Raw genomic sequence first — 11577 nt, 5'->3', positions numbered from 1 at the left:
GAGCGGCGGCCGCCGTACTGGCCGTCCACAAGGGCGTGCCGGGCCCGGGTGCCGATCACGAGCAGCGCCAGCCCGTGCGCGCCCAGGTCGAAGGGCTCGTGGCGCACGCTGAAGTCTCGGCAATCGAGCAGCAGGGCATGTCCCGCGCGGGCGCGCAGCGCGGCCGCCTGGTCCATCCCGCCGGTCGGCGCGCCCGCGATCTCGTTCTCCGCCCGGACGCAGACGGCCGCGAGCCGGGCCCGCCCAACGTCGTCCGAGCCCAGGCCGAGGTCGGCCAGCTCGTCGAGCGCGACGGCGACCGCGCACTCCAGCGCGGCGGATGACGACAGCCCGGAGCCGCGGGGCACCTGACCGTTCACGACGATGTCGAGCCCGGGAACCTCGTGCCCTGCTGCCCGCAGCGCCCACGGCACCCCGGCGGCATACCCCGCCCAGCCGGGTACAGCGCCAGGGGTGATCTCGTCGAGGGATCCCTCCCAGCTGAGGGGCTCCTGCGCGGACCACACGCTCACCCGGTCGTCGTCGCGCGGCCGCACGGCCACGAAAGTCCGGTGCTCCAGAGCGAACGGCAGGCACAGGCCCTGGTTGTAGTCGACGTGCTCACCGATCACGTTGACCCGACCGGGTGCCGCCCATACGCCGGTCGGCTGCTGCCCGCGCAGCCGTCGGAACGCATCGGCGACCGACTGAGCCGCACGGGTGGCGTCGGGCGGGGGGTACCAGGTACTGACCTGGCTCACGAGGCGACCTCGCGCAGCCGCTCGGCGATCCGCTCCGGGGTGATGTCGTTGATCCAGGCACCCATGCCGGACTCCGACCCGGCCAGGTACTTCAGCTTTCCCGGGGCCCGCAGCACCGAGAACAGCTGCAGGTGCAGCCGGCCGAGGTCGCGACGCTCCCGAACGGGGGCCTGGTGCCAGCCGGCGATGTAGGGCAACGCCTGGACTCCCTCGTAGTAGCGGTCGGCCCGGCGGAGCAGCTCCAGGTAGACCGCGCTGAGCTCCTCGCGTTCGCCGTCGTCGAGCGCGACCAGGTCCGGGACGTCGCGGTGCGGAGCCAGGTGCACCTCGAACGGCCAGCGGGCCGCGGCGGGGACGTACGCGGTCCATGCCTCGCCGCTGAGCACGACCCTGGTCTTGGCCCGCTGCTCGGCGTCCAGGACGTCGCGGAACAGGTTGCCCCCGGTGGCCCGCCGATGGGCGGCCGCCTGGTCAAGCATCCGCTCCGTACGAGGGGTCACGAACGGGTAGGCGTAGATCTGCCCGTGCGGATGGCGCAGCGTGACCCCGATCTCCTCGCCGCGGTTCTCGAAGCAGAACACCTGCTCGACCCCGTCCATCGCGGACAGCTCCTGGGTCCGGTCCGCCCACGCCTCGATGACGGTCCGGACCCGCTTTGGGGTGAGCGAGGCGAACGAGGCGTCGTGGTCGGCGGTGAAGCAGACCACCTCGCACCGGCCGAAGCCAGGACGCTCCGGCAATAGCGGCTCACCGTCGACCAGGCCGGGCTGGCTGTCGACGTGGGTGGTCAGCGACGGGAACCGGTTCTCGAAGACGACGACGTCGTAGTCGGACGGCGGAATCTCGGACGGCTCGCTGCCCCGACCGGTCGGGCACAACGGGCACAGGTCCTGCGGGGGCAGGTAGGTGCGCTCGTTGCGGTGCGACGCGATCGCGACCCATTCCCCGGTGAGCACGTCGTACCGCAGGGTGGAACCGTCCCGCAGCGCGGGCAGCTGACGGGTGTCCGCCACGTGGCGGGGGGCTCCGGACAGGAACGGCTCAGTGTCGTCGAAGTAGACGATCTCCCGCCCGTCGGCCAGCAGCCCCGACGCGCGGTTGACGCGACCGCCTGCGAGCCGGGTCATGGCGAGCGCTGCCTGTCTCCGGAGCCTCCCATCGCCCGGTGCTGGCCGGATCCAGTGGCGCGGTAGCTGGTCAGCGCGGTCACCCGCGGGGCGATGAGCAGGCGGCCCACTCGGGACCGGGCCACGCGCTGCGCTTCCGGGCTCATGCCCTCGTCCGTGACGAGGACGTCGACGTCCTCAAGCCGTCCGATGGAGCTGAGCCCGATCACGCCCCACTTGGTGCTGTCGGCCACCACGGCGACCTGACGGGCGCTCGCCACCAGGGCGCGATCGGTCTCCGCCTCCACCAGGTTCGGGGTGGTGAGCCCAGCCCGTTCGTCCATCCCGTGCACGCCCAGGAACAGCCAGTCGACGTGCAGGGTCTTCAGCGCCGTGACGGCCACCGGACCGACGAGGGCGTCCGACGGCGTCCGCACGCCGCCGATCAGGATGACGGTCAGGTCGGGCCGGGCCGAGGCGTGCAGCACCTCGGCCACCGGTACCGAGTTGGTCACGACGGTGAGGTCGGGCACCCCCAGCAGCTCAAGGGCGACGGCGTACGTGGTCGTGCCCCCGGACAGTGCGACGCTGTCACCGGGTTCGACGAGGGCTGCCGCAGCCACAGCGACCGAGGCCTTTTCCTCAGTCTGCATGCCGGACTTGACCGCGAAACCAGGCTCGTCGGTGCTCCGGCCGCCGATCGCGGTGGCTCCGCCGTGCACCCGCGCGACCAGCCCCCGTCTGGCCAAGGCTGCGATGTCCCGCCGTACGGTCATGTCCGAGACGCCCAGCAGCCCGACCAGGTCCGACACCCGGGCGCCCCCGGTGCTCTGGACCCGCTCGAGGATCTGCTCCTGACGTTGCCGCGCGAGCACCTACGGCTCCTCCCTGATCACCGCGCAGGCGCCACCCGGTAGCTCCAGGGTGCCGTCGGCCCGTACTCCGGAGACCAGGTCGAGGCCACGGGCGCTCAACTGGGCCGGGGCCGGGGAGTGGTTGATCACGAACAGGAAGGAGCGCCCGCTGCCGCTGCGGCGGACCACCTCGACGCCGGGCGGAGCCGCCGCTGGCGGGCGGACGCCCGCCCGCTCGCAGACCACTGCGAGCAGCGCCGGAAGCGCCGCGTCGTCGAGTGCGGTTCCGACGTACCAGGCGGTGCCCTCGCCGACCGCGTGCCGGGTCACTGCGGGAGATCCGGCGAGCGGACCGGCGCCATATGTGGCCACGGCCCGCGCGCCGACAAGGTGGGTCAGCTCGGACCAGACCGAGCCGGTCCACTCGTCGGTGCCCGGCCAGTCGTCCGTGGCGACCTGGAGGGGTAGCCGGGCGCCCGGCTGCAGGGGGAAGAACTCCTCGGTGCGGACGCCCAGCAGGTCGGCGAACGCTCCGGGGTACCCGCCGAGGCGCACGTGGTCGTCCGGGTCGACGATGCCGGAGAAGTAGGTGATGACGGCCTGCCCGCCGCGCTCCACGAACACTCGTACCGCTTCCGCGGTCCCGTCGTCGACGAGATACAGCGTGGGGACGACGACGACGGAGTAGCCGCCGAGATCCACGCCCGGGCCGACCACGTCGGCGGTGACCCCCGCCTGCCAGAGCGCGCGGTGCAGCGCCTGCGGCTGGTCGATGTAGCGGACGGCATCGCTGGGATGGTTGCCCTGGTCGCAGGCCCAGCCGGCCTGCCAGTCGAAGAGCATCGCGACGTCCGCCTGGACCCTGGTCCCGGCGACGTCAGCCGCTCGCCGCAGCAGCGCCCCGAGCTCGACGACCTCACGCCAGACCTTGGTGTCGGTGCCTGCATGAGGGACTAGCGCGGAGTGGAACTGTTCAGCCCCGGCTCGGCTCGCCCGCCACTGGAAGAACCCCACGGCGTCCGCGCCCCTGGCCACGTGCGCGAGGCTGTTGCGCATCAGCTGCCCGGGTGGCTTGGCGTAGTTCACCGGCTGCCAGTTCACCGCGCTCGTGGAGTGCTCCATGAGGAACCACGGGCCGCCGCGCGCTAGGCCGCGGGTCAGGTCCGCGGAGAACGCGAGCTCCGCGACCGGGTCGTCGAGCCGGCCGTCCAAGTAGTGGTCCTGGCTGACCAGGTCCTGCTCGGGCGCCCAGGCCGCGTAGTCCAGCGCCGAGAAGTGCGAGGTGACCATGAAGTTCGTGGTGACGGGCACCCCCGGGCTGAGCCGGTGCAGCAGGTCCCGCTCGGCCCGGAAGTAGTCGAGCAGCTCGTCCGAGGAGAACCGGGCGAAGTCGAGCACCTGCGTGGGGTTGGGACCCGTGGTGGTCTGGCGGGGCGGCAGGATCTCCTCCCAGTCCCCGTAGTGCTGGCTCCAGAACTGGGTGCCCCATGCCTCGTTGAGCCGGTCCATGGCCCCATACCGCAGCCGCAGCCAACGCCGGAACGCGGTGGCCGACACGTCGCAGTAGCAGTGTGCGTTGTGGCAGCCCAGCTCGTTGGACACGTGCCACATCGCCAGCGCCGGGTGGTCGCGGTAGCGCAGGGCCATGGCTTCGACGAGCGCCAGCGCGTGCTCGCGGAACACCGGCGAGCTGGAGCACCAGGCCTGACGGCTGCCCGGCCACAGCCGGTTGCCGGACCGGTCCACCGGAAGGATCTCGGGGCGTGACCGGGACAGCCACGGCGGAGGGGAGGCCGTGGCTGTGGCCAGGTCGACGGCGATGCCGGCCCCGTGCAGTAGGTCGAGCACCTCGTCGAGCCAGTCGAAGTCGAAGCGATCGGGTGTCGGCTGCAGCAGTGCCCACGAGAAGACGCCGACCGTGGCGAAGGTGACCCCAGCGTCGCGCATCAGCTGCACGTCCTCGACCCAGGTCTCCCTCAGCCACTGCTCCGGGTTGTAGTCGCCGCCGAACGCGAGGCCGGCGAGCGGCCAGCGCGCCGGTTCTCCGGTGCCTGGCTGGGGACTGGGGGCGTCACCGGTGGTCACGGGAACTGAGAGTGTCCTCGATCCCTGTCGAAGTCAACACAAACGAACAGATCGATGGCGATCAACGAGCGCAACTATCGACTCGGCGGTAATGGCGATCGTGGCAGGACTCGTTTCGGTTACACAGGCGAAACGACTCTTGACAACGAATGTGGCCGACCGAGAGTGTGTGCCCAACGTGAACAGGTCGTGTTCGGTTCTGTTCGAGTTTTCACTTCAGTTGTGCCCTAAGGAGGCACCATGAGCCGTCCCCAGTCCGAGTCGGAGTTCTTGGCCCGCATGACTCCGCCCTCGGCCCTCGCTACTCCCTTCGGGCGTCGTTCGCTGCTCAAGGGCGCGCTCGGCGTCGGGGCTGCCCTCAGCCTGCCGAGCCTGCTCGCCGCCTGCGGCAGCTCGTCGAGTCCCTCGACCGCTGCGTCGTCTGGGCCGGCCTCCGGCACCTTGACCTTCGGCTCCAACTACTCGGACAAGATCCCGAAGGCGGCCATGCAGGCGGTCGTGGACGCCTATATGCAAAAGAACCCCAAGGTCACGGTCAAGGTCAACACCGTCGACCACAACACATTTCAGCAGAACATCAACAACTATCTGCAGGGCAAGCCCGACGACACATTCACCTGGTTCGCCGGTTACCGGATGCGGTTCTTCGCCGCGCAGGGCCTGGTGGGTGACGTCAGCGATGTGTGGAGCAATCTCACCGGCTTCAGCGACGCCTTCAAGAAGGCGTCGACCGGCGACGACGGCAAGCAGTACTTCGTCCCGATCTACAACTACCCCTGGGCGGTGTTCTACCGGCCGTCCGTGTTCAGCCAACACGGCTACACGGTCCCCAAGACGCTGGACGAACTGAAGACGCTCGGTGCCCAGATGCAGAAGGACGGCCTGGTTCCGATCGCCTTCGCCGACAAGGACGGCTGGCCCGCCATGGGCACCTTCGACATCCTCAACATGCGCATCAACGGCTACCAGTTCCACATCGACCTGATGGCGCACAAGCAGGCCTGGAACGACCCCAAGGTGAAGAAGGTCTTCGACACCTGGGCGGGGCTTCTTCCGCTTCACCAGACGGCCTCGCTGGGTCGGACCTGGCAGGAGGCCGCTCAGACCCTGCAGCAGAAGAAGGCGGGGATGTACCTGCTCGGATCGTTCGTGTCCCAACAGGTCGACCAGGGCAAGGACCTCGACTTCTTCACCTTCCCGGAGATCGACCCGGCCATCGGGTCGGACGCCCTGGACGCCCCCATCGACGGCTTCATGATGGCCAAGAAGCCGAGCAACGAGGCCGCGGCGAAGGAGTTCCTGGCCTACCTGGGCACGCCGGAGGCGGCGACCACCTACGGCAAGACCGATACCTCGGACGTGCTCGCCAACAGCAACGCCGACACCTCCTTCTACAACAACGTGCAGAAGAAGGCGGCGGCGCTGATCGGGTCGGCAAAGAGCATCGCCCAGTTCCTTGACCGCGACACCCGACCGGACTTTGCCTCCACCGTGATGATCCCGGCCCTGCAGACGTTCATCAAGAACCCCTCGGACATCGATGGTCTGACGAACAGCATCGAGGCTCAGGCCAAGTCGATCTTCACAAGCTGAGACTGACCCCGCCCAAGGCCCGGTTCTGCGACGAGGATAGGGAGACCGCCATGGCGACGGGTGCAGAACTTCCTGTTGTCGACCAAGGACGGACCCAGGCCGGGCCGGCGGGGGGTGCCGCCTCAGCCGGCACCCCCCGCCGGGGCAAGCTTCGGCGGCTGACCACCCGGGACCGCATCGTGGTCGTCCTCATGGTCTCCATCCCGCTGCTGCTAGTCATCGGGCTGGTATGGCTGCCCGCGGTCTCCACGGTCGCCTTGTCGTTCACCAACTGGAACGGCATCGGTGGGCTCGACACCATCCACTGGGTGGGGCTGAAGAACTACCACGACGTGGTGACGATCTACCCGCCGTTCCAGCCGGCAGTCGAGCACAACCTGTTGTGGCTCGCAGTGTTGTTCTTCGTGGCGACGCCGTTCGGCATGTTCCTCGCTGTGTTGCTCGACAAGGAGATCAGGGGGAGCCGCTACTACCAGACGGCGATCTACCTGCCCGTCGTGCTGTCGCTCGCCCTTGTGGGCTTCATCTGGCAGCTGTTCTACTCCACCGACCAGGGGCTGCTGAACGCGGTCCTCGGTACCCATATCGACTGGTATGGCGATCCCAACATCAACATCTGGTCCGTCCTGGTCGCCGCGAGCTGGCGCCATGTCGGATACATCATGCTGCTCTACCTCGCCGGGCTGAAAGGTGTGGACCCCACTCTGCGCGAGGCGGCCGCCGTCGACGGCGCGAGCCAGACGAAGACGTTCTTCCGTGTGGTCTTCCCCGTGATGCGCCCGATCAACATCATCGTCTTGGTGATCACCGTGATCGAGGCGCTGCGCGCATTCGATCTGGTCTGGGTCATCAACAACGGGCGCAACGGTCTTGAGTTGATCTCCGCGCTCGTCACGCAGAACGTGGTCGGGGAGGCCAGCCGGATCGGGTTCGGCTCAGCGCTGGCCACCTTCATGCTCCTCGTCTCGCTGGTGTTCATCTCGATCTACCTGGCCACCGTGATGCGGGAGGACAAGTCATGACCGCCGTGACGGAGGCCCCGGCCGACGCTCAAACGAGAGTCCCGCGGCGCCGTCGCAAACTGACGCCGGTCCGGGTGCTGCTGCACGTGTTCCTTGCCGTGATCGCGCTCGCCTGGCTCTTCCCGATCGCCTGGGCGGTGCTCAACTCCTTCCGTGACTACGCCTACACCTCGATCCACGGCTACGTCTCCTTCGGTGGTTGGACGCTGCAGAACTACAAGAACGCCTGGGCGCAGGGTGACTTCACCCGGCACTTCATCAACTCGGTGTACATCACGGTGCCAGCGGTGCTGATCACCCTGTTCCTCTCCGCGTGCGTAGCCTTCGTGCTCGCCCGGTTCAGCTTCCGTTTCAACATCATCATGCTGGGCCTGTTCACGGCCGCTAACCTGCTGCCCCAGCAGTCGCTGCTCATCCCGCTGTTCCGCCTGTACCGAGCCATCCCGCTGCCGCTGTGGATGAGCGACTCGGGCTTGCTGCTGGACAGTCTGTATGGCTTGATCCTGGTCAACACTGCGTTCCAGACCGGCTTCTGTACCTTCGTGCTGAGCAACTACATGAAGACCCTGCCCAAGGAGCTCTACGAGGCGGGCATGGTGGACGGCGCCAGCGTGTGGCGGCAGTTCTGGCAACTGACGCTCCCCCTTTGCCGGCCGCCGTTGGCTGCGCTCGCCGTACTCGAGGTCACCTGGATCTACAACGAGTTCTTCTGGGCCACGGTGCTGGTGCAGTCCGGGAACAAGTTCCCAGTGACTAGTTCGTTGAACAACCTACGCGGTCAGTTCTTCACCGATCTCAACCTGGTCGCTGCCGGCTCAGTCATCGTGGCGATCCCAGTTCTGGTGATCTTCTTCCTGCTGCAGAAGCAGTTCGTCGCCGGTCTGACCTTGGGTTCGACGAAGGGCTGAGCCGTCGCTTCTTGGCCAGCGAGACGAGGAACGAGGGCATGACCGATACGCCAGTGCTTCTGCGTGCCGCGGGTGTGGGGGTGCTGCTCGACGTGACCGGGCCGGAGCTGCCGCGGGTCCTGCACTGGGGTGCCGACCCCGGGGACCTGGGCGAGGACGACCTCCGGCGCCTGGTCTCGGACCTGCGTCCCGCGGTCGCGCCCAGCAGCCTCGACGAGCCGTGGCCGCTGACGCTGGTCCCTGGCGAGGCGGACGGCTGGTCTGGGTATCCCGGGCTCGCCGGGCACCGGGACAGTGCCCTCGTCTTCCCCCGATTGCACCGGGTGGGCGAGGTCGAGCTGGGTCGGGGCGAGCAGGACGATCAGCGGCTGACCTGCCGTGGGGTGGACGTCGACGCGGGCCTGGCGCTCGACTGCGAGCTGCGGATGGAGCCTTCGGGGCTGCTGCGCGTTCGTCACACGGTCACCAACACCGCCGACGGCGGCTACACGCTCGACGGCCTGCACGTCCTGTTGCCGGTGCCCGCGACCGCCGGTGAGCTCCTCGACCTCACCGGCAAGTGGTGCCGAGAGCGCAGTCCGCAGCGCCAGCCGTTCCACCACGGCACCCGGCTGCGCGCCTCGCGGCGCGGCCGGACCGGCCACGACGCCCCGCTGCTGCTGGTGGCGGGAACGCCCGGGTTCGGCTTCCGCAGCGGTGAGGTCTGGGGCGTGCACGTCGCCTGGAGCGGGAACCAGGTCCACCTCGCAGACCGGCTCCCGGAGGGTGCCGGGGCTGGTGGCGCGTCCGTCATCGGAGGCGGCGAGCTGTTGCAGTCCGGAGAGATCCGACTGGGAACCGGGGAGAGCTACACGACGCCCTGGGTCGTGGGCACCTGGTCCGACGCCGGCCTCGACACCGCGTCCACGCGGGTGTACCGGTGGCTCCGGGCCCGGTCGAATCATCCTCGGAGTCCTCGCCCGCTCGTGCTGAACAGCTGGGAGGCGGTCTACTTCGACCACGACCTGGACCGGCTCACGGCCCTGGTCGAGCGGGCCGCCCGGATCGGCGTGGAGCGGTTCGTTCTCGACGACGGCTGGTTCCTGGGGCGCCGTGACGACAGCGCGGGGCTGGGGGACTGGTACGTCGACCCGCAGGTGTGGCCCGAGGGGCTGCGGCCGCTGGCCGACCGGGTCCGGGCCCTGGGCATGGAGTTCGGGCTGTGGGTCGAGCCGGAGATGGTCAACCCCGACTCCGACCTGGTTCGTCAGCACCCGGACTGGCTGCTCGTGACCCCTGAGCGGACGCCGCGGTCGTGGCGGCGCCAGCTGGTGCTCGACGTGGCCAACCCGCAGGCTGCGGCGTATCTGCTCGAGCGGCTCGACGCCCTGGTCAGCGAGATCGGCGTGGCCTACCTCAAGTGGGACCACAACCGGGACCTGCACGAGGCGGTGCACCGGGATCCGTCACCGGGCGGCGGCGGACGCGCGGGCGTGCACGTACAGACGTCGGCGACGTACGCCCTGCTCGACGAGCTGCGCCGAAGGCACCCCGGGCTGGAGATCGAGTCGTGTGCGTCCGGAGGCGCCCGGGTCGACCTGGGCATCCTGGAGCACACCGACCGGGTCTGGGCCTCGGACACCAACGACCCGCTGGAGCGCCAGGCGATCCAACGCTGGACCGGCCTGCTCCTCCCACCCGAGCTGGTCGGCAGCCACGTGGGCCCTCCCGTCGCGCACACCACGGGCCGGGCATCCGAGCTGTCCTTTCGCTGTCTCACCGCACTGTTCGGGCACGCGGGCATCGAGTGGGACGTCACGGGCTGCACGGACGGCGAGGTGTCCCAGCTCAGCGCGTGGGCGCGGCTCTACCGCGAGCTACGCGGGCTGCTGCACACCGGCGACGTGGTGCGAGCCGACCATCCGGATCCGGGCGCGTGGCTGCACGGCGTGGTGGCCCGGGACGGACGGGAGGCCGTCTTCGGCTACGTCCGGCTCACCACGTCCGCGGACGTCCTGCCCGGGCGGCTGTGCTTCCCCGGCCTGGACCCTGACCTGCGCTACGAGGTGCGGCGCAGGGACGAGGCCGGCACCGGGTGGGGGCTGGCGCCGTCGCAGCCGGGCTGGTGGACAGCCGGCCGGACAGTCGCGACCGGTGCGGTGCTCGACCGGGTCGGACTGCCGGCTCCGCTCCTGGTCCCGGCGCAGGCGGTCGTGCTGCACCTTCGCGGCTCGCGCGAATGATCGCCTGAGGCGATCGCCGGTTACCCTAGTGCGGGCGACAGCCAGGCCGTGGTCGGGAACCGGAGACCGGCGTGGCGCGTTGTTTCGTCATAGGAAGCGGTTGGCCACGGGCTGCCATCCGCGATCGAGTCGGCGTGGGAATGAGGAGCAGCAGGTGGCGGCTGGCGCGGATGTCGAGGTGGCCGACGCCTCCCCCGGGCCGCCGGCGCGTCGCCGTCGCCGGGTGTGGCGGCGGGTGCTCATCGGGGTCATGGCCCTCGCCCTCGTGGCCGGTGCCGGCCTCGGCGTCCAGGCCTGGCGGGTCAACCACGCGTTGAGCCAGATCAAGCACTTCCCGGTGGCCACCGGTGCCGGCACCAACGCGGGTGCGGCCAAGCCTGGGCTGGCCCTGCCGGCGCCGCTGCACGGCGTGGTGACCTTCATGGTCTTCACCACCGGCAGCCACGACATGACCATGGCCGACGCGATCAAGTACGGCGTGCCGGACCTCAAGGCGCGTGGTACCGACGACATGACCGACACGATCGTGGTGCTCTCGGTGGACACGAACACCGGCACCATCAGCTACCTGTCGATCCCGCGCGACACCTGGGTCCCGAAGTACGGCGAGAAAATCAACGTCATCTACCTCAGCGATGGCGTCCAGGCGCTGGTCGACGAGGTGGAAGGCATCACCGGCGTCCCGATCAACCATGTGATCGGCCTCGGGTTCACCGCCTTCGGGCGCTTCACCGATGCTGTCGGCGGGGTGGACATCCGCATCCCGGTGCCGACCAGGGACACCGAGTCGCACCTGCTGCTGCCCTCGGCCGGCTGCATCCACATGGACGGCAAGACTGCGCTGGCCTTCGCCCGCTCCCGGCACACCGACGTCTACACGCCGCAGCAGGGCTGGTACCGCGACCCGGGTGCCAGCGACCTCCAGCGGGTGACCCGCCAGCAGGTCATCGCGGACGCGTTCGTGCACAAGCTGCTGACCCCGTCGCTGCCGTTGATGGCCCCGACGATTGCCGCCGCGGTGGCCCAGGAGATCACCACAGACGCTGG

General features: G+C 69.4%; 9 protein-coding genes. 5 read left to right on the top strand and 4 right to left on the bottom strand.

The features are described from left to right. The 4 genes from VIM19_03625 to VIM19_03610 form a co-directional block, all read right to left on the bottom strand. A partial coding sequence (locus VIM19_03625) for a galactokinase family protein (GenBank protein ID HEY5183997.1) occupies positions 1-662 on the bottom strand: 662 nt, incomplete at its 3' end. A gap of 74 nt (positions 663-736) precedes the next feature. Next, positions 737-1867, bottom strand: a complete 1131-nt coding sequence (gene galT / locus VIM19_03620; GenBank protein HEY5183996.1) for a galactose-1-phosphate uridylyltransferase — start codon at positions 1865-1867, stop codon at positions 737-739. Further along, a complete protein-coding gene (locus VIM19_03615) occupies positions 1864-2721 on the bottom strand; it encodes a DeoR/GlpR family DNA-binding transcription regulator (protein ID HEY5183995.1) in 858 nt (285 codons plus the stop codon). Before VIM19_03615 ends, galT begins: the two co-directional genes overlap by 4 nt. Further along, positions 2722-4785: a beta-galactosidase gene (locus VIM19_03610; GenBank protein ID HEY5183994.1), complete on the bottom strand. Its 2064-nt coding sequence runs from the start codon at positions 4783-4785 to the stop codon at positions 2722-2724. A gap of 240 nt (positions 4786-5025) precedes the next feature. Between VIM19_03610 and VIM19_03605 the strand changes: the two genes are divergently transcribed. The 5 genes from VIM19_03605 to VIM19_03585 all read left to right on the top strand — a co-directional run. Then, positions 5026-6378, top strand: a complete 1353-nt coding sequence (locus VIM19_03605) for an ABC transporter substrate-binding protein (GenBank protein ID HEY5183993.1) — start codon at positions 5026-5028, stop codon at positions 6376-6378. A gap of 50 nt (positions 6379-6428) precedes the next feature. Continuing rightward, positions 6429-7400 carry a sugar ABC transporter permease gene (locus tag VIM19_03600; GenBank protein ID HEY5183992.1) on the top strand — a complete coding sequence of 324 codons (972 nt, stop codon included), beginning with the start codon at positions 6429-6431 and terminating at the stop codon, positions 7398-7400. Beyond that, on the top strand, positions 7397-8308 hold the full coding sequence (locus tag VIM19_03595; protein HEY5183991.1) for a carbohydrate ABC transporter permease: 912 nt from the start codon (positions 7397-7399) through the stop codon (positions 8306-8308). Before VIM19_03600 ends, VIM19_03595 begins: the two co-directional genes overlap by 4 nt. A 38-nt stretch (positions 8309-8346) precedes the next feature. Continuing rightward, positions 8347-10530: an alpha-galactosidase gene (locus VIM19_03590; protein ID HEY5183990.1), complete on the top strand. Its 2184-nt coding sequence runs from the start codon at positions 8347-8349 to the stop codon at positions 10528-10530. A 154-nt stretch (positions 10531-10684) separates the two neighbouring features. Further along, positions 10685-11577: LCP family protein (locus tag VIM19_03585; protein HEY5183989.1), on the top strand; the 893-nt coding region annotated here is incomplete at its 3' end.

The organism is Actinomycetes bacterium (genome assembly GCA_036510875.1).
GTDB lineage: Bacteria > Actinomycetota > Actinomycetes > Prado026 > Prado026 > DATCDE01.
Note: the sequence above shows the minus strand (reverse complement) of the source record. Positions and strands in the feature narration are given on the sequence as shown.